This is a genomic window from Pontibacter aquaedesilientis (assembly GCF_014773225.1).
Classification (GTDB): domain Bacteria; phylum Bacteroidota; class Bacteroidia; order Cytophagales; family Hymenobacteraceae; genus Pontibacter; species Pontibacter aquaedesilientis.
The window spans coordinates 89,417-112,493 of the sequence record NZ_JACXAJ010000009.1 but is presented as its reverse complement, the minus strand read 5'-3'; the positions used below and the strand labels follow the sequence as shown (position 1 = coordinate 112,493).

The 23,077-nt window shown below is 49.2% G+C and carries 20 protein-coding genes; 14 read left to right on the top strand and 6 right to left on the bottom strand.

Annotated elements, in window-relative coordinates:
* The first annotated feature begins 143 nt into the window (after positions 1-143).
* The 3 genes from H9Q13_RS15610 to H9Q13_RS15600 all read left to right on the top strand — a co-directional run bounded on the left by H9Q13_RS15610 (position 144) and on the right by H9Q13_RS15600 (position 6,716).
* Positions 144-1,427 (top strand): hypothetical protein, encoded by a 1,284-nt coding sequence (locus tag H9Q13_RS15610; RefSeq protein ID WP_191184738.1) that lies wholly within the window; start codon positions 144-146, stop codon positions 1,425-1,427.
* A 683-nt stretch (positions 1,428-2,110) separates the two neighbouring features.
* Positions 2,111-5,176, top strand: a complete 3,066-nt coding sequence (locus H9Q13_RS15605) for a SusC/RagA family TonB-linked outer membrane protein (RefSeq protein ID WP_191184737.1) — start codon at positions 2,111-2,113, stop codon at positions 5,174-5,176.
* Positions 5,177-5,210: 34 nt separating this feature from the next.
* Positions 5,211-6,716: a SusD/RagB family nutrient-binding outer membrane lipoprotein gene (locus H9Q13_RS15600; protein WP_191184736.1), complete on the top strand. Its 1,506-nt coding sequence runs from the start codon at positions 5,211-5,213 to the stop codon at positions 6,714-6,716.
* 143 nt (positions 6,717-6,859) lie between these two features.
* Here the strand turns inward: H9Q13_RS15600 and H9Q13_RS15595 are convergent, their stop codons facing one another.
* The 6 genes from H9Q13_RS15595 to H9Q13_RS15570 all read right to left on the bottom strand — a co-directional run bounded on the left by H9Q13_RS15595 (position 6,860) and on the right by H9Q13_RS15570 (position 12,054).
* On the bottom strand, positions 6,860-7,576 hold the full coding sequence (locus H9Q13_RS15595; RefSeq protein ID WP_191184735.1) for an SAM-dependent methyltransferase: 717 nt from the start codon (positions 7,574-7,576) through the stop codon (positions 6,860-6,862).
* A 175-nt stretch (positions 7,577-7,751) separates the two neighbouring features.
* A complete protein-coding gene (locus H9Q13_RS15590; protein ID WP_191184734.1) occupies positions 7,752-8,522 on the bottom strand; it encodes an alpha/beta fold hydrolase in 771 nt (256 codons plus the stop codon).
* 46 nt (positions 8,523-8,568) lie between these two features.
* A complete protein-coding gene (locus H9Q13_RS15585) occupies positions 8,569-9,192 on the bottom strand; it encodes a hypothetical protein (protein ID WP_191184733.1) in 624 nt (207 codons plus the stop codon).
* A gap of 60 nt (positions 9,193-9,252) precedes the next feature.
* Complete coding sequence (gene selD / locus H9Q13_RS15580; protein ID WP_191184732.1) at positions 9,253-10,305, bottom strand: selenide, water dikinase SelD; 1,053 nt, start codon at positions 10,303-10,305, stop codon at positions 9,253-9,255.
* Between the two features lie 4 nt (positions 10,306-10,309).
* The gene (gene mnmH, locus H9Q13_RS15575; protein ID WP_191184731.1) at positions 10,310-11,338 is read right to left on the bottom strand and encodes a tRNA 2-selenouridine(34) synthase MnmH; all 1,029 of its coding nucleotides are present in this window, start codon (positions 11,336-11,338) and stop codon (positions 10,310-10,312) included.
* Between the two features lie 2 nt (positions 11,339-11,340).
* The gene (locus H9Q13_RS15570) at positions 11,341-12,054 is read right to left on the bottom strand and encodes a pyridoxine 5'-phosphate synthase (RefSeq protein WP_191184730.1); all 714 of its coding nucleotides are present in this window, start codon (positions 12,052-12,054) and stop codon (positions 11,341-11,343) included.
* A 168-nt stretch (positions 12,055-12,222) separates the two neighbouring features.
* Between H9Q13_RS15570 and H9Q13_RS15565 the strand changes: the two genes are divergently transcribed.
* The 11 genes from H9Q13_RS15565 to bamA all read left to right on the top strand — a co-directional run bounded on the left by H9Q13_RS15565 (position 12,223) and on the right by bamA (position 23,076).
* Positions 12,223-12,684: a GatB/YqeY domain-containing protein gene (locus tag H9Q13_RS15565; RefSeq protein ID WP_191184729.1), complete on the top strand. Its 462-nt coding sequence runs from the start codon at positions 12,223-12,225 to the stop codon at positions 12,682-12,684.
* 105 nt (positions 12,685-12,789) lie between these two features.
* Positions 12,790-13,308 carry a CvpA family protein gene (locus tag H9Q13_RS15560; RefSeq protein ID WP_191184728.1) on the top strand — a complete coding sequence of 173 codons (519 nt, stop codon included), beginning with the start codon at positions 12,790-12,792 and terminating at the stop codon, positions 13,306-13,308.
* A 180-nt stretch (positions 13,309-13,488) separates the two neighbouring features.
* The gene (locus tag H9Q13_RS15555; RefSeq protein ID WP_191184727.1) at positions 13,489-14,061 is read left to right on the top strand and encodes an anthranilate synthase component II; all 573 of its coding nucleotides are present in this window, start codon (positions 13,489-13,491) and stop codon (positions 14,059-14,061) included.
* A 42-nt stretch (positions 14,062-14,103) separates the two neighbouring features.
* Complete coding sequence (locus H9Q13_RS15550; RefSeq protein ID WP_191184726.1) at positions 14,104-14,880, top strand: alpha/beta fold hydrolase; 777 nt, start codon at positions 14,104-14,106, stop codon at positions 14,878-14,880.
* Positions 14,877-15,542, top strand: a complete 666-nt coding sequence (locus H9Q13_RS15545; protein ID WP_191184725.1) for a CBS domain-containing protein — start codon at positions 14,877-14,879, stop codon at positions 15,540-15,542. Before H9Q13_RS15550 ends, H9Q13_RS15545 begins: the two co-directional genes overlap by 4 nt.
* On the top strand, positions 15,539-16,939 hold the full coding sequence (locus H9Q13_RS15540) for a BamA/TamA family outer membrane protein (RefSeq protein ID WP_191184724.1): 1,401 nt from the start codon (positions 15,539-15,541) through the stop codon (positions 16,937-16,939). Before H9Q13_RS15545 ends, H9Q13_RS15540 begins: the two co-directional genes overlap by 4 nt.
* A gap of 13 nt (positions 16,940-16,952) precedes the next feature.
* The gene (locus H9Q13_RS15535) at positions 16,953-17,840 is read left to right on the top strand and encodes an NAD kinase (RefSeq protein ID WP_191184723.1); all 888 of its coding nucleotides are present in this window, start codon (positions 16,953-16,955) and stop codon (positions 17,838-17,840) included.
* A 124-nt stretch (positions 17,841-17,964) separates the two neighbouring features.
* A complete protein-coding gene (locus H9Q13_RS15530; RefSeq protein ID WP_191184722.1) occupies positions 17,965-18,966 on the top strand; it encodes a DUF6089 family protein in 1,002 nt (333 codons plus the stop codon).
* A 49-nt stretch (positions 18,967-19,015) separates the two neighbouring features.
* Positions 19,016-19,786: a type IX secretion system protein PorG gene (gene porG, locus H9Q13_RS15525; protein WP_191184721.1), complete on the top strand. Its 771-nt coding sequence runs from the start codon at positions 19,016-19,018 to the stop codon at positions 19,784-19,786.
* Between the two features lie 60 nt (positions 19,787-19,846).
* Entirely contained in the window at positions 19,847-20,590 is a 744-nt protein-coding gene (locus tag H9Q13_RS15520) for an isoprenyl transferase (protein ID WP_191184720.1), read from the top strand.
* An 8-nt stretch (positions 20,591-20,598) separates the two neighbouring features.
* A complete protein-coding gene (bamA, locus tag H9Q13_RS15515) occupies positions 20,599-23,076 on the top strand; it encodes an outer membrane protein assembly factor BamA (RefSeq protein WP_191184719.1) in 2,478 nt (825 codons plus the stop codon).
* Position 23,077 lies beyond the last annotated feature (1 nt).

Sequence of the window (23,077 nt, the reverse complement as noted above, 5' to 3'; positions counted from 1 at the left end):
TCTTTGGTTGCGATGAGAAGATGCCAGCTGTAACTCGCTTTGCGTCGTAAGTAATAACAGCGTCCATGTATAATGTTGTTATCACATTGTTTTTGGTTAATTTTTTTTAGTTTAGAGTAATAATCAGCCAACTTATATATAATATGAAAAAACGCCTACTTTCTATTTGCCCTTATGCTTTAGTTGCAGCCTTGCTTTTAATCGGAACAGGTGTTTCATATGCACAGGTTATCTACCCTATCGGTGGCGACAAATACTCTTCTGCCACTTCCAAGCTTTTTGACGAAGCCTATAATGCCGCCAAAGATTCAGCGGATGTGCCTGTGCTTCTCACGAAGATACGCAAGGGCAGCAACGTCGATACCAGCCCGCTGGCGCAGGCATTTCCAAAATATAGGATCCCTTCTTTGCTGCTGCCTGTGGCGCTTCCCAACCTTTCGGCTTACATCGACACTGTGGCTGTGCTTTGGTATTTGCGAAATCCGCTGCGGCCCAGCGTGGGCGTGGTGAATGTCATGATGATTGCTCAGAAGCCTGACGGGGGGCTGGTGTACTTTGTGGACAGCAATAACAACGGTAATTTCATGGACGATGGCAAGCCGTTTGAATTCAAACCAGACGAGAAACAGCGGCAGGTAGAGATAAGGGACAATCGGGTTGGTGAGGTTTCCCTGCTGCTGCAGAACCTGGCTCCTACGCCTATAGTTGAAACCCTCGAGTCGGAGAAAAAGAGCACACGCAGCTGGTCGGTCAACGAAACTGATGTTAATAAAAAATTTGGCGTACACTTCATCGGCGGTCTTTCCTCCGGTTCTGGCAATGCCACCATGTTTTACAGGGTAAAGGACAAGCCTGATTCAGATGAGCGCAATAAGTCCTATACCTATTCAGCCAAGTATTTCGCCTCGCTCCAGACAAGCCTGGGCTTGGCCCTCTCGTACCGAAATCTATACATCGGCGGAAGCGGTAGTTATGAACTGTCGCAGGTAGGGGAGCAGAACCTGACTACCAGGTATGAGAAGGCTGGCAAGCCTGCCCAGCAGTTTCTGAACAACCAGGGCAGCTGGCCTTACACGCGTGTTAACCTCACAGTGTTTGCAGAGTATGACATCCCGCTTAACCGCACTTTGAAATTTGCCCCTAAAGTAAGTTACACACGCTACAACCTGCTCACCGAACACCCTTTCAAAGTTTTTGGGGAAGCCAAACTCAACGATTACTTCCTGGATAGGTATTCCTACTCCTATGGGGGGAAGGTTAAATACAAGGCCTCCGGACGTACTATGCTATTTGTGGAGCTATACAGACGCGTCAATCACTTCGACGCCAGTTCTTATTTCCCCGATATTGTGGAGGGCAGTTTCCATATGGACCTCGAGCAAGTGTATGGCGGAATAGGAGTACAGGTGAAAATGTTTGATTTTTAACTATTTAAATAAAATTTTGTATAAATCTATCCTTTTGTAACTGTGAGCGTATAAGGATCAGACATATAGATTACAAGTTGTTTACTTCTAGGTATTTACACGACCGTAATTGAGAATCTATAGTTGTTTTTTTGGTAATAACGAAGCTTTTAGCACAGCGTGAAAAGCAAAAAACGTGTTAAATATTTGTTAAAACCGAAAATTTTCCTTAAAATTGATTTCTCTCACCTTAAACAAATAAAGTAATGAATAGAATTATACATCTTATTCAGTCACATCGCATCCATTGTCGCACTTCCATTCCGAAAAATTTCGCGGCGTCTTAATGCATTCTTTTTAGCATAGGCTGAAATTCAGTCTATCGTGTTTATTTCTGTCGGGCAGTATTTGTCCGGCACGGCACTTTTTTGCCTATTTCCAGGCAAAGTACAAATATCTATTGTCAAAGAGGCAGGGCGCACCATTCGTGTTTCCTGTTCTCTTCATATTTCAACACAGGTTATTAACCGGTCGCTACATGTTAAGGGCGGCGGTAAAGAAAAAGGAGGTGAAATGATTTTAGGCATCTGATAAGCTAATGTAGCATAAAGAGATGATAATCGCCTGCCCGGGCAAAGGGCAGGGTAAAGACAGTACCTTAATTAAACTTTAAATTTTTAACAATTACCTAAACAAACAGCGCAATGAAAAAAATTCTAATGCTATGCTTGTTACTTATGTCGGCTCTGCTGCACCAGGCCATGGCACAAGTTAGAGCGATCACCGGTAAGGTGACAGATGCAACTACGAACCAACCTCTGCCGGGTGTAACGGTACTGGTAAAAGGAACTACAGTAGGTACTGCAACCGGCGGGGACGGTACTTATTCTGTTAATGTGCCGGAAGGCGGCAAAACACTCGTATTCCGATTTATAGGATATGGTACAGTGGAAAAAGCAATCGGGACTGCTACTACAATGGATGTAGCTCTGGGTGTTGACTCCAAGCAGCTTGGTGAGGTAGTGGTAACTGCCCTCGGTATCGAGCGTGAGAAGAAAGCCCTGGGTTATGCTATACAGGAAGTAAGCGGCGAGAGCGCCAACCAGGCTCGCGAAACGAACGTGGTAAACGCCCTGAACGGTAAAGTAGCCGGTGTTCAGATCGTGAACTCAAGCGGCGCGGTTGGTGCTTCTTCCCGTATCACGCTGCGTGGTAACAACTCTTTGACTGGTGATAACCAGCCGCTATTCGTAGTGGACGGTATTCCGATTAGCAACTCTACAAACACTAACCGTGGTTATGGTGGCGTTGATTACGGTAACGCTGCTTCGGATATCAACCCGAACGATATCGCTTCGATCTCTGTACTGAAAGGTGCGAACGCGGCCGCTCTTTACGGCTCGCGTGCTGCCAACGGTGTGATCATCATCACAACGAAGTCTGGTAAAGGCACACAGGGTCTGGGCGTTACAATTGACCACAGTACGACAATGGACACGCCGCTTCGTTTGCCTGATTACCAGAACGAATACGGCCAGGGCTTGAACGGTTTGTTTGAGTACGTAGATGGTGCCGGTGGCGGTACGATGGATGGTGTGGACGAAAGCTGGGGTCCGAAATTGGACGGCAGCACCAAAAACCAGTTCTTCGGAAGCGGCCCTTGGGTGGCTAGCCCTGACAACGTGAAAGACTTCTTCGAGACCGGTGTTACTCACAACACAAACGTAGGTATCACTGCCGGATCTGAGAAAGCAAACATCCGCCTTTCTTTGGGCAACATCGACCAGACAGGTATTATACCTAACACAGACCTGCGTCGTCACTCTGTAGGCTTAAACGCGGGCATGCAGTTGAGCGACAAACTGAGCGCCAACGCAAGCGTTAATTACGTACAGAACATCAGTGATAACCGTCCTGCAAATGGTTACTCTGGTGACAACATCATGCAGCAGTTTGTATGGTTCGGCCGTCAGGTGGATATCGAAAAGCTGAAGAACTACAAAAACGCAGATGGTTCGCAGTACAACTGGAACTATAACTACCACAACAACCCATACTGGATTGTTAACGAGAACCTGAATTCTAACCAGCGTGACCGTATTATTGGTAATGCGTCCCTGAAGTATAACTTCACTGACTGGCTGAACCTGATGGTGCGTGGCGGTAGCGACTTCTACACAGATGACCGTAAGCGTGTATGGGCTGTAGGTACACTGGACTACCCAGAGGGTAGCTTCTATGAGCAGAGCATATATCGCAACGAGACGAACTTCGACTTCCTGTTGAATGCTAACAAAGACCTTACAGAAGACATCTCGTTAAGCGCCTCGTTTGGTGGTAACAAGCGTCGTAACACATACAGAATGAACGATGTGCTGGTACGTGCTCTTGCCGTGCCTGGTATCTACAACATATCTAACGCAAAAGGAAACCCATCGCCATCTAACTACAGAAGCGAGAAAGAGGTGAACAGCTTGTATGGTACTGGTACTTTCGGCTTCAAAGACTTCTTCTTTGTGGACGTAACAGCTCGTAACGACTGGTCTTCTTCACTTCCAGCTGCCAACAACTCCTTCTTCTACCCATCTGTATCTTCTAGCTTAGTATTTACAGATGCTTTCAACATGAACTCCAATATCCTGTCTTATGGTAAAGTGAGAGCAAGCTGGGCACAAGTAGGTAATGATACTGACCCTTACAGAACAGCCGGTACTTTCTTTGCCAACGATCCTTGGGATGGCCGTCCTAACCTGTCTTATACCAACACGCTGGCTAACGCTAACCTGAAGCCTGAGCAGACTACATCGTTTGAGGTAGGTACTGACATGCGTTTCCTGCAAGACAGAGCTTACATTGACCTGACTTACTTCGATAAGAGCACCACTGACCAGATCGTAAACGTGACAAGATCAGGTGCTTCAGGCTTCACAAGCCAGATCGTTAACATCGGTGAGATCACGAACAAAGGTATAGAGCTGCAGTTGGGTGGTACTCCGGTAAGAGCTGCCAATGGCTTTACCTGGGATGTATTGGTAAACTACTCTAAGATTCAAAACGAAGTAGTGTCGTTGACTGAAGGTCTGGACGCTTATCAGTTGGGTCTGTACTGGGGCGTAGGCCTTGAAGCCAGACCAGGTGAGAAATTTGGTTCACTGGTAGGTACTACATACCTGCGTGACGACCAAGGCAGACTGCTGATTGACGCAATCGGCCGCCCTAGAAGAGGTCCGACTGAAGTGCTGGGCAGCATCGTGCCAGACTGGACAGGTGGTGTTCGTAACTCATTCTCTTACAAAGGAATCAACTTTAACTTCCTGATCGATGGCCGTAAAGGTGGCGATATATTCTCTGTAACGCACATGTTCGGTCGCTATGCCGGTGTGACTGAAGAATCACTGGAAGGTCGTGAAGAAGGTCTGCTGATCGAAGGTATCGGTCCTGACGGTAACCCTAACACGGTGAGAGTTGCTGCGCAGCGCTACAACCAAGGCCTGTATGGCCTGCACGAGGCGCACGTATTCGACGGTAGCTTCATCAAGCTGCGTGAGGTAGTGTTGGGTTACGACCTGCCAACTTCTATCACAAGCAAAGTGAAACTGAGAGGTGCCAGCATCAACCTGATTGGACGTAACCTGTGGCTGATTCACTCTAACATCCCGCACGTGGATCCGGAGACAGCTTTCGGTGCAGACATTGCTAGCCAGGGCTTCGAGTTCGGTGCGCTTCCTTCCACTAAGAGCTGGGGCGTTAACCTGAGACTGACACTATAATTTATTAAGAGTTCAAACTCAAAAAGATTTCAAAATGACCAGATTTTCAAAATATAAATTATGCTTCGCGCTATTGCTCGGTCTCGGTCTGAGCTCATGCGACAAAGACTTCGAGGAGATTAACCAAAACCCGAATGCTCCTGAAGACGTTCCGGCAAACGTAATCCTGCCAGCCTCGCAGCAATCTGCGGTTAGCCGTCTGTTCGGTGCCAGCGTAAACATGACCTACGCCAGTACCTGGGCACAGCAGGTTGCCAAAATACAGTACATCGACGAAGACCGTTACCAGTTTAGAGCATCGGATTTCTCCACACATTGGGACGCGCTTTATGCCGGTCCGTTGCTGGACGCCCGCTTGGTGGTAGAGAAAGGAGCCGAGTCTGGAAACGCAGCGATGGAAGGTGTAGGACGCACCTGGCAGACCTGGATCTTCCAGAACATCACTGACCTTTGGGGTGACATCCCTTATACTGAAGCCCTGAAAGGTACTGAAGGTAATATGACGCCGAAGTATGATAGCCAGGAGTCCATTTACACGGATATGCTGAAGCAGTTGGAAACAGCCAATACGCTGCTTGCATCTGGTGGGACGGTTGGGGGCGACCTGATCTATGGTGGAAGCTCCGCTAATTGGCAGAAGTTTGCAAACTCATTGCGTTTGCGTCTTTACATCCACATGGCCAATGTTGCCCCTGCGAAAGCAAAAGCCGGTATAGAGGCGATTATGGCTAACCCTAGCGCTAATCCAATCTTCATGAGCAACGCAGACAATGCAGAGCTCGCATACCTGGCTGCTCAGCCGTATCGTAACCCATGGTATGAGAATTCAAAGACGCGTGATGACCATGCGATCAGCAAAACAATGGTAGACATCCTCGGAGTAAGAAAAGACCCTCGTTTGCACGTCTATGCAAGGCCGGCAGAGAAACCAGCTGCCGGAGCAGGTGTTACACTTGATGGCAAAACATATGTAGGTCAACCAAATGGTGCAGCGGCTCAGCCATCATTGCCCACTGTGTCTCGTATTGGGGATAGATATCGTGATAATAAACAAGAAGCAGCTAAGCAAAATCCTACACAGCCAATGTATATCATGACATACAGTGAGGTGATGTTTATACTGGCAGAAGCTGCTGAGCGTGGCTGGAACGTTGGTATGACCGCTGAAGCAGCTTATAATGCTGGTATCGTTGCGAGCATGAATCAGAATGGGATCACTGATGAAGCTGCTATAGCCGCTTACCTGCTGCAGCCTTCTGTTGCTTATTCGTTGCAGACTAACAAACGTGAAGCAATCAGTGTACAGAAATGGATTTCACTATTCACCAACGGCATCGAAGCCTTCACTGAGTTCCGTAGAACGGGTTATCCAAGCACGATTCAAGAGGTGCCTGCATCGGCCTTCCCTGGCAGAGGTGTTCCATTGCGTTTCTCTTACACAGACCAGGAGCGCAGCACGAACAGAACCAACGTGGAAGCCGCTAGCTCGGGTATCGTTGACTTCCTGTTTGGTAAGCCAGTATGGTGGGATGTTAACTAACATCCAGCCTTAACAGTTGATAATAATAGATTAGAAGTAGATTATAAATTACTAGGTAGTAGTCTTCTTCATTGAAAAAGGCCCTCGGTTTCCGGGGGCCTTTTCTGCTTTTGAAGGATATTGATTCAGGTGATAGGTATAGCTTACTTATAAATCAGAAATACAGCTGGTTGCTTGTGTATATCCGGCAGCTTGCCTTTCCACTCGGCAATGGTCTTGGTTTGGATGAACTCATCGGTGGGAGAAGTGATATTAGCGGCGATGCAAAGGCGGGTGCCCCCGCTCAGAGTCTGCAGCAGGTCTTCGAGCAGTTTGTTGTTGCGGTAGGGTGTTTCCATGAAAATCTGGGTCTGGTCATGCTGTTGCATCTCCTTCTCCAGGTTGCGCAGTGCCTGCAGCCTGTCTCGCTTCTCGATGGGCAGGTAGCCGTGAAAAGCAAAGCGCTGCCCATTGAAGCCACTTCCCATCAGGCTCATGAAAATAGCCGAAGGCCCGGCAAAAGGCACCACTCTTATACCTTTCTGATGCGCATACTTTACGACCTCTGCGCCAGGGTCGGCTATACCTGGGCAACCTGCCTCTGAGATAATGCCGGCATCTATACCTTGCTCCAGAAGCGGTTTCAGCGAAGCCTGTACATGAGCGGGTGTAGCGTCTTTATCGACCTGCACAAAGTTCAGCTGCTCGATCACCAGTTCCGGACAAATGCTTTTGACATATCGGCGGGCAGTGCGCAGATTTTCCACTATAAAATAAGTGAGGTTGCGCACCGTGTCCTTCACCTGTGGCGATATCACCTGGTCGGCAGTGCCGTCTGCCAGTATGGTCGGGATAAGGTATAGCGTGCCGGTTTTCTTCATGGTGCAAAGGTAAAAGTAAATTGCTGGATTGCTGAATTGTTAAATGGTTGTGGAGCTATACCTGACAATGGCTTATATCCTAAGAGCAAAGCCGCAGTGTTGGGCTGCGGCTTTGGGTTCGATCCTTAGTATACTTTAAAATTCTTGGGTAGGAGCCCTATGTATAGATTCAGGCTTAATCGGTTTCCAGAAACCTGGTCACCAGGTCGTATACCTCATCCGGTGCCTCGGCATGCACCCAGTGGCCGGCATTCGGTATGGTCTCCACTTCTACGAGCGTGAACAAGTGCTCAATGCAGGTATAAATGTCTTCTGGTAATATGTACCGTGAACGGCCACCCTTGATAAAGAGCGTGTGCTTTTTGAAGGGCGTGTCTGATGTGATGGGAGCCGCGATCTTCTCGTAATTCTTCTCTATGGCATCCAGGTTCATGCGCCAGCCAAAGGTGTTGTCCTCTTTTCGGTACAGGTTCTTCATCAGGAAAAGCCTTACCTCATCCTGCGAAATAGTTTTGGCCAATTGTTTGTCCACATCGCCACGGCTCGTTACGCTGTTTATATCCACAGACTGCAGCGCATCTATGATCTCGTCGTGGTGCGGCGGGTAGGCTTTGGGGGCGATGTCTACCACAATTAGTTTGGTGAGGCGGGTCGGGTACTTCAGTGCGTAGTTCATCGCCACTTTGCCTCCCATGGAATGGCCCATGATAGCGGGCGTCGGGATCTGGAGGTCGTCCACCAACCGCAATACGTCCTCTGCCATGGCGTCGTAGTCGTGCTGCTCGCTGTGTGGGGAGCGACCATGGTTGCGCAGGTCAACCAGGAAGACGTTGTAATGCTCTGCCAGTCGCTTGGCCAGGGTTTGCCAGTTATCCAATGTGCCAAACAGGCCATGCAAGATCAGCAGCGGCTGACCATGGCCCATTTCCTTGTAGTGTAGCTTCATGTTTTTCAGTTAACAATGATCAGTTATCAGTAAACTTTGTCAGTTTCTAGCTTACGGGAGAAGGTGATTTTGGGTGATTAAGGTATAGACTTTTACTTGATATCTGCCGCATACTGAGTATGGCAAGTAAAAGTAATAAAGTAAGTGCAGGCCATAATTTGATAGCGCCTGAACGGTAAGGGGTAAAATGGTATTCAAACTTTTGGGAGAGGCTCATGTCATTGTATGAATCAAAATAAGTAGAGGAAGCATAATACTTAGTCAAATTTGAAGTGCCACAAATAAACATGTATGGGGTGTCTTCCTTCGGTTTTGGCCTGTTTAAAACCCAAATGCTATTATCATAGACAGCAAAATAAGTAATGCTATCTATCTTAAAGGAATTTAAAATCCCTACATAGGTGCCATACGATACAGAGTCTTGGAAAATGAAGCGAATGCCATTGATAGTGTCTGTTTCCTGATACATCTGCCTGATAAATGCTTGAGCACTCTCAATGGAAGGCACATCTTGTAGGCTATTCCCGGTAAGACTAACTTCTCTATAATTTCTTTCCGGAAAAGGGAAGTGCTCTTCAAGGTTTGGATGCCAGGCGTTCACTTCCAGAACACTCTTGTCAAGCTTGCGGTTTTGCTCCAGAGCGATAGGTATAAACAGTACTGCCGCCAAAAGTAAACTAAGTAAACCTGGTACATAATACAGCTTCTTATACCTTCTTGGATGCATCTCTTACAATACTCGAATCAGTGCCTCTTCAGTTCCACGCTCTTTCAGAACGCCAAGCGGTTGCAACTTCAGGCCATAGCTTTCAAACACCTGGAGCACTTCTTCGCGGCCGGTCGAGTCCACGGCTACCAGCAGACCGCCACTGGTTTGCGGGTCGCAGAGCAGGTGCTTCTGGTCCGGGGTAAGCTCAGCTATTTTGTGGCCGTAACTGTCGAAGTTGCGGTGTGTGCCGCCAGGTATAGCTTTCTGCGCCAAATACTCAAGTGCCTCAGGTATAACAGGTACTTTGTTGAAGTATACCTCTGCGGTCAGGTTACTGCCTTCGCACATTTCCGAAAGGTGGCCCAGCAAGCCGAAACCGGTGACGTCGGTCATGGCCTTTACCTGCGGCAACTGGCCGAGGTCGGCGCCGATTTTGTTGAGTTGCATCATCTGCTGCGGGGCCAGGTGGGCGTGCTCCGGCTTCAGGATTGCCTTTTTCTGTGCCGTTGTCAGGATGCCTACGCCCAGCGGCTTGGTCAGGTATAGCTCGCAGCCTGCAGTGGCGGTGTCGTTTCGCTTCAGGTTTGGGATGTCGAGCATACCCGTTACAGCCAGTCCGAAGATTGGCTCGGGGCTGTCGATGCTATGGCCGCCTGCCAGGGGTATACCTGCTTCGTGGCAAATGCTGCGACTTCCCTCGATCACGCGCTTGGCTACTTCGGGTGCCAGCTTGTCGATGGGCCAGCCCAGCACGGCGATAGCCATGGTTGGGGTGCCGCCCATCGCGTAAATGTCCGAAATAGCGTTGGCTGAGGCGATGCGGCCAAAGTCATAAGCATCATCCACGATCGGCATGAAAAAGTCGGTGGTGCTGATAACGGCGCGTCCGTTGCCGATGTCGTACACGGCAGCATCGTCGCGTGAGCTGTTGCCCACCAGTAACTTGTCATTTTCGGGATAGTGGATGTCGGTGTGCAGAATCGTGTCGAGCACTTTGGGAGATATTTTGCATCCGCATCCGGCACCGTGGCTGTATTGGGTCAGTTTTATGTCTTGTTGGGTCGTTTCTTCCATGGTATTAGATCAGCTTGTGCTGTTTTGCAAATTCAATCACGCGCAGGGCGTTTTGTTCCGGGTGGAGGCTTTCGAGGGGAAGCGTGAGCACCTGTTTCTTTTTAGCCAGTTCGTAGGTATAGGCTTTGTCGTAATAGGTGAGGGCAATATCGACCATCTTCTCCATATCACCTGCGGCAATAGCCTCCAGTGCTTCTTTGGTGGCCAGTCCGCCGAGGCGTTTCTTGATCCGGAGAATAGCCGCCTCCAATATAGCCGGGTCGGTACGGCAGTATTCTTCGGCAAGCTTTTGTATACGCAGTTGCTTGGGCACCTCCAGTACTATAGATGTGGAAGCTTGCATACGGTCGAACAAAGGCTTTGGCATCTGTACCCGACCTATGCTGATGCTCTCATCCTCCAGCCACAGGGGTTCGTGCTCCTCCAGTTTCAGCAGTTCCATGCCCAGCAGGTTCTCAAAATGCTCGGTGCTGGGCTGAGGTTCCATTCCTATACTTCCAAACGACGAGCCCTTGTGACTGGCTATACCTTCGAGGTCTATGCATTGCTGGCCCTGCTGTTGCAGGTACGGGAGCAAGTCTGTTTTGCCGCTGCCCGTAAAGCCGCTAAGTATCAGAAGGGGCCTTGGCTTATCGAACTGCTCCTGCATAAAATGGCGATAGGCTTTATAGCCGCCCCGTAGCAGGTATACCTCAAATCCGGCAAAGTCGAGGAGCCAGGCCATGGCGCTGCTGCGCATGCCGCCGCGCCAGCAGTGTACCAGCAACTCTTTGTTTGGAACGAGCTTTTCAGCCTCCCGTACAAAACCCGACATTTGGGGCCCAAACAAATCCAGTCCGATCAGCACGGCCGGGTCGTGGCCCTGCTGCTTGTAGGCCGTGCCTATCCGGGCGCGTTCCTCATCCGAGAATATAGGAAAACTAAGCGCCTGCGGGATGTGACCAATAGCGTACTCCTTGGGTGCACGCGCATCGAGCACAGGCAGTTGCTTCGCTTTCTGCAGGAATTCCTCAATCGTGATGTTATTTATCACGGCTATTTCAGCTGACGCAGGTATAGCTGGATGGTATTTTCCAGCCCATAATATAAGGCATCGCAGATCAGGGCGTGGCCGATGCTTACTTCCAACAGGCCCGGCAGGGTGTCTTTCAGGTACTTGAGGTTGTCGAGGTCCAGATCGTGGCCGGCATTCAAACCGATGCCGTAATCCTGTGCTTTCTGGGCTGCCACCAGGTATGGCCGGATGGCATCTTCCCGGTTGGCCAGGTAGCCTTTTGCATAAGCCTCTGTGTACAGTTCCACCCGGTCAGTGCCTACCAACGATGCGCCTTCGATCATGCGCACATCCGGATCTACAAAAATGGAGGTGCGTATACCCAGTTCTTTCAATTCCTGGATCACATCCGTCAGAAAATCTTTGTGCTGCAAGGTATCCCAGCCGGCGTTGGAGGTGATGGCGTCCGGGGCATCCGGCACGAGAGTCGCCTGGGCCGGTTTGATCTCTTTCACTAGTTTCAAAAAATCCGGTGTGGGGTTTCCCTCAATGTTGAACTCTGTCGTAACGACTTCTTTCAGATCGTACACGTCGCGGTAGCGGATATGGCGCTCGTCTGGTCGGGGGTGCACGGTAATGCCCTCGGCCCCGAATCGCTCACAGTCTTTGGCTACCTGTACCACATTTGGTCTGTCGCCGCCGCGGGCATTCCGTAGCGTGGCTATTTTGTTTATATTTACACTCAGTTTGGTCATGGGTATGCGTGTTAGAGCCCTTAAGCTTGTTATACGTGTTGTCTAAGGAGTGACTAAATTAGTGGAAATTTGCTTAAGATGATAACCTATGGCTTTTGCCGTAGTAGTGTATAGGGTAGAGGCAGGGCATGTGCCGCGAGCCGTTAACGATCAATCAACAACAAGACTATGAGTTTAAAACAACGCATTGAAGCTGACATCAAGCAGGCGATGCTGGCCAAAGAAAAAGCACGCCTGCAGGCGCTCCGGAGTATAAAGTCGCTGATCATGCTGGCCGAGACCGAGAAGGGTGGCACAGAAGGCATCTCCCCGGACACCGAAATGAAGCTACTGACGAAGGCCGCCAAGCAGCGCCGCGAGTCGGCGGAGGTATACGCCCAGCAGCAGCGCACCGACCTGGAGCAGATCGAGTTGGCTGAGTTGGCTGTGATAGAGGAGTACCTTCCCAAGCAGCTCGATGAGGGTGACCTGCGCATACGCTTGCTTGAGATCATCCAGCGGGTAGGTGCTACCGGGCCATCGGACCTAGGCAAGGTAATGGGCGCGGCCTCCAAAGAACTGGCCGGGCAAGCCGATGGGCGTGCCATCTCCAAGGCCGTGGGCGATCTGCTCAACAACACCGATTTCTAGGTATAGTATTTTCCTGGCCCGCCGGGTTATGAGGAATGCAGCTTTTGGATTATATTTGAAGGCAGGGGCGAAAAGTACTCGCTCCTGCCTTAACTGTTTTATAGCGTGAGTACGTTCGATATTTTTCTGGCACTTCCTATCCTTTTCGGTGCCTTTATGGGTTTCCGGAAGGGCTTGTTGTTGGAGTTGATTTCCCTTTTTGCCTTGGTGCTAGGTATTTTGCTGGGCCTTAAACTACTTGACTCCGGCCTGCCTGTCATGAAAGAGTATATAGGCGACGCCGGCGGGCTGCTGCCTTTCGTCACCTTTCTGGTCATTTTTGTGGCGATTATACTGGGTGTGCGGGTGCTGGGGCTCCTGCTCAAAAAAGTGATTGATTTCACGCCATTCGGCTTGTTCGACAATATACTGGGCGGTTTGTTGGGTGCGTTCAAATGGACGCTCGCGCTCAGCCTGCTGCTATACGTGGCGGAGATGGCGGGCATCTCGATCACAGCGGAAACAGCTGCCGATTCGTCCGTATACCCGATCGTACTGAAAACCACCCCCTATGCGCTCAGCATTATAAGCTATGTGCTGCCTTTTGTCAAGTCACTGCTGCTCTCGCTTAAGGATCACTTTTAATAGTTAGAAATTTAATAAGTTAGGAAGTTAGAAAGTTGGGTAATTGGGAAGATAGAAGTGTGTCTTTCAAAATAAAGCATCAGCTTTTGACCTATACGAAGCATTCATGCTCGCTCCTTCTGACTTTTACTAAAACTTTTAATTTCCAAACTTTCTAACTCCTAAACTTTTTAACTCCCAATGCTGCTTCTGCTCGATAATTTCGACTCCTTTACATACAACCTGGTGGATTACTTTGGTCAGCTAGGGGTGGAGGTGCAGGTGGTGCGTAACGACGTGGCGTTGGAAGAATTGCAAAAGCTGCCTATAACAGGTATAGTGCTGTCGCCGGGGCCGGGAGAGCCGGGGAAGGCGGGCGTGATGATAGAGGTGATCCGCCACTACCATGATCAGGTGCCTATGCTGGGAATTTGCCTTGGCCATCAGGCGCTGGGTGAGTTTTTTGGTGCCACGTTGGCAAAAGGTATAAAACCGATGCACGGGAAGATATCAGAGATCGCCTGCGAGGACGATCCTATTTTTGCCGGGCTTCCTCAAAAAATGCCAGTAGTGCGTTACCACTCACTTCTGCTAAAGCAAATTCCCGACTGCCTTATTCCGCTTGCGTATACAGCCGAAAAGGAGCTGATGGCTTTCCGGCACCAGGTCCTGCCGCTATACGCGCTGCAGTTTCATCCGGAGGCCGCTCTCACGACTTATGGGCTGGATATGCTGCGAAATTGGGTTAGTATTGCTAATATTGCAGATCAATAGCATCCGTTTTTATAGTAAGCATTACTTTTAGAGTTTTCAGAAATGAATCTACAGGTCAAACAAGAAGGCGAATTTCAGTACATTGACGAGGGGGAGGGAGAAGTGCTGCTCCTGCTGCATGGGTTGTTCGGAGCCCTGAGCAATTGGCATGGCGTGGTGGACCACTTTTCCAAACAGTACCGCGTCGTTATTCCGCTGATGCCGATCTATGAAATGGCTTTGCACAAAGCGGGTGTTCCAGGCCTTGTTTCTTTTATCGAAGATTTCGTTAAATTTAAGCAACTAAGTAACCTCTCGCTGCTGGGCAACTCCCTCGGAGGCCATGTGGCCCTGGTCTATACCCTGAAGAACTCGGCCAAGGTGAAGCGCCTGGTCCTGACCGGAAGCTCCGGCCTGTTTGAGGACTCCATGGGCGGGTCGTTCCCGAAGCGCGGTAACTACGAGTATGTGAAGGAGCGGGTAGAGTATACCTTCTATAACCCGGAAACAGCCACCAAAGAACTGGTGGATGAGGTGTTTGACATCACCAACAGCAATGCCAAATGCTTGCGCATCATTGCCATCGCCAAGTCAGCGCAACGCCATAACATGGCCAAGGATATCACAAACATAAAGGTGCCAACGTTGTTGATATGGGGACTGAACGATACGATCACCCCACCGCTGGTGGCGCACGAGTTCAACAGGCTTATACCTCACTCAGAGCTATACTTCATCGATAAGTGCGGCCATGCGCCCATGATGGAACATCCGGAGAGGTTTAACAGTATCTTAGATAAATTTTTGGCCAACACAAAAGCAAGGGAAACAGCCACATGATCGCAGAAGAGCTCATCAACCAAATGATACCGCCGCTAAAGCTTTACGACACCGTCGACAAAGCCCTGCGCTGGATGGATGAGTTCCGCGTAAACGAACTGCCTGTGTCGCGCAACCGCAAGTACATGGGCCTGGCCACCGAAAACAACTTGATTGAGCTGCCCGACCGCGCCCAAACATTGGAGCATGTCAAACTCGACTTTCAGGATGTGTTCGTCATGCATCACCAGCACTTCTACGATGTGATGGAGGCGGCCATCAAAAACAAAATACAAGTAGTGCCCGTGCTCGACGAAGAGCAGGAGTACATGGGGATTATCACTATCAACGATACCCTGGCAGCTTTTGGCCAAATGTCGGCCCTGCAAGGACAAGGTAGCATCCTGGTGCTCACCATGCCGGAGCGCGACTACTCACTGAGTCAGATCAGCCGACTGATAGAAGAGGAGAACACCAAGATACTGAGCGCCTATGTGTCGCCGGATGAGGTAGACCCTTACAATATCAAGCTCACACTCAAACTTAATACAACGGATCTTACCCGCATTATTGCCACACTGGAGCGATTCGAGTACCGCGTGACGGCTCAGTTTCAAGACGGATCCAAATACGATGTGGGCCGCGATCGCCTGGATATGCTTTTCAAATACCTGGATATTTGACCTCGGCAGTGCTGCTTCGTGTTGCCATTTTTCTACTCTTTGCCTTACTGAGCTACGCTTCGGCGGCCCAGCCCTGCGATACGGTCGTCGTTACCATCGATAGTGTCAACTTTGTAGGCAACGAGGCCAGCAAGGCCCGTATGCTGCTCTTTGAGTTGAATATCGCCCCTGGCGATACGCTGCAAAGTCATACGTTGGAGCAGCGACTGGAAGAAAACCGAAAACGGCTCTATAATCTGCGTCTTTTTCATGAAGTCGGCTATACCTATACCTGCCACGAAGGGAGAGTAACCGTACGCTATACCTTACAGGAGCGCTGGTACCTGTACCCGATACCTATTTTCGACCTGGCCGACCGTAACTTTAATGCCTGGCTAGAGCGCAGAGACTGGGGGCGCGTGGATTATGGCATTAACCTGATCCGTCGTAATTTCAGGGGGCGCAATGAGGAAGTTCGGCTCCGCCTGCAGCAAGGGTTTAACAAGCGGCTTGAATTTGTGTACCGGGTGCCCTACATTAGCCGTCGTCACAGGCTGGGCCTGGACGTAGGAGTGGCAGACTATCGCAGCAGGGCCATTGACTACCGTACGCTGAGCAATCGGCAGCGCTTTCTTGTGCAGGATCAGGGTGTGCCCATCCAGCGCACATTGCTTACCGTTGGTCTTATACACCGGCAGAGTGTGCAGCGACAGGAGGGGTTGCGGCTAACTTATGTGCAGGAGCAAGTGTCGGATACAGTATTGTTGCTCAACCCAGACTACTATAACTACAGCGCTCAGGAAAGGCAATACCTGCGTGTGGAACTTTCTAAGGTGGTGAACCTGCGCAACTCCTTTGTCTACCCCCTCACGGGAAGCTATTTTGAAGCGACGGCGGCCCAGACCTTTTTTATAGGAGGCAGTGGAGCACCCATGACGACCTTGCGGGCTAAGTATGTGGACTATCGCCACGTAGCCGGTAAATATTATTATTTTGTGGGTGGCGAGGCACAAACCCGGCTTTCGGGGCGCTATGCCTATGCCGATAACGTGGCGCTGGGATTCCGGTCTTCGGTAAGAGGTTATGAACTGAATGTGGTGGGAGGGCAGCACTTCGCACTTCTTAAACAGGGCCTGACACGGGAGTTGCTTCAGTTAGATGGCCTTCACCTGAAATTTATCAAGAGTCCTAAGTTCAATAAGATACCTGTCGCTTTGTATGCCAATGCCTTCACAGATGCCGGCTATGTGGTGGATGATGTTTTCGAAGAAGGCAACCCATTATCCAACAGGCTTCTGTTGGGCGCGGGAGCCGGGCTGCATCTGGTTACATTTTATGATTTTGTGTTTAGAGCCGAGTATGCCATCAACCGGGAAGGCACCAAAGGGTTTTACCTGAGCGGTCGGTTCCCTTTTTAAGCAGATAAAATATATGAAAATAGCTATATTAGGCAAGCCCTTTGATGAGGAATACGGTCCCTTTATACAGAACCTGTTTGACGAGCTGCATCGCCGAGACGCCGAGGTAATCGTAGTAGAGCACTTCAGCCTGTTTCTTCAGAACAGGATCAATTTGCCTGCCGGTATACCTGTCTTTAACCGGGGCGACAGTTTGGATGGGGTGGATTTTGTGCTGAGCATTGGCGGAGATGGCACCCTGTTAGACACGGTGACTTACGTAGGGGCACTGCAGATTCCGATACTGGGCATCAACACCGGGCGGCTCGGATTCTTGGCGACCATTGCCCACGACAGCATCAACCTGGCGCTGGACGCTCTTTTCAAAGGACATTACACGTTGGACGACCGGGCATTGATTCGAGTAGACTCCGATCAGGAGATATTTGATGGCATCAACTTCGGATTGAATGAGTTTAGCCTTCTGAAGCGGGATTCATCGGCCATGATAGCCGTCCATGCGTATATAGATGGTGAGTATTTGAACACGTACTGGGCCGATGGGCTTGTGGTCGCGACCCCTACCGGGTCGACAGGCTATTCGCTTAGCTGCGGTGGTCCACTGGTGCTGCCACAGACCAACAATTTCGTTATTTCACCCGTATGTCCCCATAATTTGAATGTGCGGCCCATGATCGTGTCTGACAAGAGCGTGATCTCTTTTGAGGTGGAAGGCCGCAGCAGCACTTACCTTGCCTCCCTCGATTCGAGGTCTATGCCTGTAGACATGGCGGTTCAGATTGCAGTACGCAGAGAAAATTTTGTTGCCAGGTTGGTGAAACTGCACCACGTTAACTTTCTGACCACACTAAGGGGTAAGTTGAACTGGGGATTGGATAAACGTAATATTATTTTCAGATAAATTATATTTAATATTTGATATACATATTTTTATACCAACAAATAATCCCTATTTTTGTCTCGGACGTTTATTTTGGCAGAGGTATAAGCCTGTTGTAATGCGCTTAAAAAGAAATTGTTTCGCTATGAAGAAATTTGTTACTCTCTTATTATTGCTTGCGGTCTCATTTGCTGTAGTCTCCACAGAGGCTGAAGCTCAGCGTTTTACAAAGCGTAAGAGGTATGCTACCGTAGGGGTGACGCTTGGCGCATCTAACTACTTTGGGGATCTAGTTCCTCAGGCAGACTTTACCAGTATGCGCCTCAAGTCGACACGACCGAGCGTGGGTATAAATTATACCTTTCGCCACTTCCCTCGAGTTTCTTCCCGTTATTCTTTTCAGTGGAACCGCATTGCTGGCGACGACGCCAAGGCCGCTGGTCCTGATGAGGGAGAAAACATGGGCCGCTACAGAAGAAACCTCTCTTTCAGAAACGACATCAAAGAGTTGAGTGCCGTAGCCATCATCGACCTTTTTGAGAACCGTCACTATTACCGTCGTCGCCCGGACTTTGTTCCTTATGCCTACGCCGGTATCGCTGTGTTTCATCATAATCCAAAAGCCTATTATGAGAATGGCTCACATCCGGGCTTGAGCCCTGACCTTGACATTGCCACAGGTTGGTATGCCTTGCAGCCGCTCGGTACAGAAGGCCAGTATCTGGATGTAGAAGGCACTGTAAGCGACCCGTACAAGCGCATTCAGATAGCCATTCCTTTTGGACTTGGAGTAAGATATAAGCTAGACAGAAACTGGGACTTCAGCTTCGAAATGGGCTGGAGAGCGACCTTCACGGATTATCTGGACGATGTGAGCACAGCGCACGTGAACAAAAGCGACCTCTTGAGCGAAGGCAACAGAAGCAGCAACCGCAATGCCTCTGTAATTTTCTCTGACAGAAGCGCTGAGGCTGGTTTCAACAGCGAACTGGTAAAAGATCCGTCTGGCTACTCCCGATTGCCAAAATACGGTACGAACAACAACCGCACAAGAGGCAACAGCTCTGACAACGATTGGTACATCCAGACAAGCCTTGGACTGAACTATATTCTGTCACCACGCGTAAGAAGTCCGAAGTTTAGATAATAGATCGGAGAGCGGTTCGTTGTTCACCTAAACTCCGAAATTGGTACACATGATTTTCAATACGATTAAGCAGGCGCTCCTTATTTGTCTTATTTTGCAAATAGGGAGTGCTTTTTTTAATAGCGCTGCGTACGCACAGCTACAGCAAATAAAACCTATCACCACCAGCGAGATTGGTATAGGTATAGGCGGGGCCAACTATAAAGGGGAAATATCTCCCAATTATAGATTTTTGAATAATCAGCCTGCCATGACCGTCTTTTATCGCCATAACATTTCGGCGCCTCTTTCTCTCAAAGCTGCTCTCATGGGAAGCCACCGCATCTTCAACGATAAGGCCTTCAAGGACGAGTCGCAGGAACTGCCGTATCATGATTGGCGTAACATGGACCTAAAGCTGAGTATGATCGAGTTTTCACTAGGAATGGAATACAATTTCCTGGACTATTATGCCGATATACGACAGCCTCATCGTGTTTCCCCCTATTTCTTCGCCGGCGTGGCCTTGCTTAACTACAATCACCAACTGTCACGTGAGGGTGATATACTGGAAGCATTTGATAACAAGTTTACGGTAGCGGTGCCATTTGGAGTAGGTGTGAAATATGCGCTGAGCAAGCAATGGAACCTCGGTCTAGAGTTTGGCGCCCGCAAAATGTTCAACGACGTAATCGATTACCTGAACGAAGATGACGATCTGAGTGTCGCCAATCCCTTTAACAAGGACATGTACTTCTATAACGGAATCAACCTATCTTATACCTTCTACCGAATTAATTGCCCCCCTGTGTACAAGCGCAAAGCCGGTGTGTTAGATTAACAAGCTAAAATTTCATTAAATTATCTTGCTTTTTGTAACTTGCAAGGAAATTGTGGTTTAATGAATATTAGGGAACAAGTAGATTTAGACAATTTGCCAAAGCATATTGCCGTTATCATGGACGGAAATGGACGTTGGGCAAAGAAGAGGGGCGGCTTACGGATATTCGGCCATCAGAACGCTATCACGGCAGTGCGTGAAACGGTAGAAGCTGCCGCTGAACTGGGTGTGGAGTACCTGACCCTATATGCCTTTTCTACTGAAAACTGGTCAAGACCAGAAACAGAAGTGTCGGCGCTGATGCAACTGCTGGTTTCAACGATCAGAAAAGAAACAGCTACGCTTAACAAGAATAACATCCGTCTCCAGACAATAGGAAACACGAACAGTCTGCCAGCTGCCTGCCAACGAGAGCTTTTGGAGGCGATGGAAATGACCAAAGGAAATACCCGCATGACCTTAGTGGTAGCCTTGAGTTACAGTGGCCGCTGGGATATTACGCAGGCTATGCAACGTATAGCCGCCAATGTGGGTCATGGAACTATAGCCCCTGAAGCGATAGATGAAGCAACTATAAGAGAGTATCTTTCCACCGCCGGAATGCCAGACCCTGAGTTGTTGATTCGTACGAGCGGAGAGCAGCGGATCAGTAATTTCTTATTGTGGCAACTAGCTTATACGGAGCTATACATTACAGAACTGCTTTGGCCCGATTTCCGGAAGGAGCATCTGTACGAGGCCATTGTATCCTACCAGAGCAGGGAACGCCGTTTTGGCAAGACAAGTGAACAACTAACAAAGTGAACAGATTAATGACAAGATGCATTTGGGTGCTTGTGTTTCTGCTAATTACAGGCACAGCTTCTTCACAGGTTCTAAAAAATCCCCAACAGAACAATACAGTAGACTACGCACAGCCTAAGCAGTACCGCCTCGGGGGCATTGAGTTTACCGGTATCAAATTCCTGGATCCTGCCTCGCTTACGGCCGTTACCGGTCTGAAAGTAGGAGACGAGATAACAGTGCCTGGAGAGGACATCAGCCGCGCTATACAGAAACTCTGGGATCAGGGTATACTGGGCGATGTAGACGTATACGTGACCCGTGTCGAGGGCAACCAGATTTTTCTGAACTTCGACCTGAAGGAGCGTCCCCGCCTGTCTCGCTTTGAGTTCTCTGGCATTAATAAGACCCAGCAGGATGCCCTGCGTGAAAAGATTAACCTGATCAGAGGCAAAGTAGTGACGGATGCCGTTCTAAGCAGCACCCGAAATGTAATACGCAAATATTACGCTGAGAAAAGCTACCTGAATGCGAAGATCAACATTGTTCAGAAGCCAGACTCGCTGCTTCCTAACAGCGTGGTACTTAACATCAATATCGACAAAGGCGACAAAGTAAAGATCGCCGAGATCGCGTTTGAGGGAAATGAGGCCTTTACCGACAAGAAGCTGCGCCGTCAGCTCAAGAAAACGAAGGAAAAGCGCTATTACAAAATATTCACCTCTTCTAAGTTCCAGCGCTCAGAGTATGAGAATGACAAACAGCTGTTGCTGGACTTTTACAGTACCGAAGGCTACCGCGATGCAGTAATCGTTTCGGACACGGTGTATAATATCAGTGAAGACAGACTGGCAGTACGCATTACAGTGGATGAAGGCGACCGCTATTATTACCGAAATATCTCCTGGAACGGTAACTACCTCTATGACGATGCATACCTCACACGTGTGCTAGGTATAGAAAAAGGCGATGTCTACAATAAGCAGGAACTTGATAAGCGATTAAACTACAACCCAGCTGGTGTGGATGTGTCAGCTTTGTACCAAAACGATGGTTACCTGTTCTTTAACATCGACCCGGTAGAGGTAAAGGTAGAAGGTGACTCCATTGATATCGAAATGCGCGTATCGGAAGGGCCGCAGGCTACGATCAGCAAAGTAAACGTGACCGGTAACACCAAAACGAGCGACCATGTAGTGCTTCGCGAAATCCGTACTTTGCCAGGGCAGAAGTATAGTCGCGAAGACCTGATTCGCTCCAGAAACGAATTGGCCAATCTAGGTTACTTCGACCCTGAGACGATCGGTTTGAACCCAATCCCTAACCCTGCGGAAGGAACTGTGGATATCAATTACACTGTTTCAGAGCGTCCGAATGACCAGATCAGCTTGTCTGGTGGTTGGGGTGGACCGATCGGGGCTGTAGGTACAGTTGGCCTTACGTTGAATAACTTTTCTACCCGCAAACTCTTTAACCTGTCGGAGTGGAGGCCATTGCCAAGCGGCGACGGGCAGCGTCTGGCACTGAACGTACAGGCGAACGGTAAGTTCTACCAGTCCTACTCACTTTCGTTTACTGAGCCATGGTTGGGAGGCCGCAAGCCGAACGCCTTAACAGTTAGCTTATTCAAGACAATACGTCGCGACAGCAGATCTGAAATTGACAGCCGCCTGAATGTAGATGGTGCGTCTGTTAGTTTAGGTCGTCGATTGCAGTGGCCGGATAACTTCTTCCAGTTAAGTCACTCGCTTGGGTATAATCGCTATACCTTGAAAAACTTCAGACTGTTTGGCGATTTTGACAATGGTAGTTCCAATAGCATTTCGCTCAATAACACCCTGGCTCGTGTCAGCATCGACAATCCAACTTTCCCGAGAAGGGGTTCTCAAATCTCGTTAAGTGTAAATCTAACGCCACCATACTCGTTGTTCACAGAGAAAAGAAACAACTATGAGTATGTGGAATTCAACAAATGGATGTTCGATGCATCATGGTTCATGAATTTGGCAGGAAATTTGGTATTAAACACAAGAGCACACTTCGGTTTCCTGGGTAAGTATAGCTCAAAGACAAGTATCGGCCCGTTTGAGCGATTCAGGCTAGGCGGTTCTGGCTTGGGTGGGCAGAATATATTTGTGGGAACGGACTATATCGGTCTTCGTGGCTATGATGATGAGAGCGTGATTGATACTGCTGATCCGACATTGGCCAGTACAGGAGGTATAGCTTATAACAAATTCGTGTTGGAAGCCAGACAATTGATCTCGCCAAATCCGGGTGCTACCATTTATGGTCTCGCGTTTCTGGAGGCAGGTAATAATTTTGGTTCATATGACCGCTACAATCCATTCAGGCTCTACCGTTCAGGCGGTGTGGGTGTGCGAATCTTTATGGCTGCGTTTGGTTTGCTTGGATTCGACTATGGCTGGAGATTCGACGATCTGCCTGGTCAGCCAAATGCAAAACGAGGACAGTTCCACTTCATGATCGGACAGCAGTTACGATAAG